The sequence below is a fragment of the Paenibacillus farraposensis genome (assembly GCF_020736845.1).
Lineage (GTDB): Bacteria > Bacillota > Bacilli > Paenibacillales > Paenibacillaceae > Paenibacillus > Paenibacillus farraposensis.
This window is the reverse complement of sequence record NZ_JAFFQR010000068.1, coordinates 1-228: the sequence shown is the minus strand read 5'-3', so window position 1 is coordinate 228 and position 228 is coordinate 1. Positions and strand designations below refer to the sequence as shown.

1 protein-coding gene is annotated in these 228 nt (G+C 53.9%); it reads left to right on the top strand.

Annotated features, from left to right (window positions below; genetic code table 11):
* On the top strand, nt 1–228 hold a 228-nt coding region (locus JO375_RS12515), incomplete at both ends, for a DDE-type integrase/transposase/recombinase (RefSeq protein WP_407672822.1).

Here is a 228-nt window from a genome sequence, read left to right as displayed (position 1 = left end):
TTCGGTCATTGGGAACTGGATACCGTCGTCTCGGGCCGTGGAAAAAGCAAAGGTTGCGTGGCCACGTTCATCGAGCGCAAAACGCGCCTGTACACCGCCATTCGAATGCCTGACCGTACGGCTTTGTCCATGGAGATTGCCTTTGGTGTAGCGGCCTTGCAGTATCCTGCAAAGGTGTTCCAAACCGCTACGGTTGACCGTGGTAAAGAATTTGCCTGTTATGCTAGC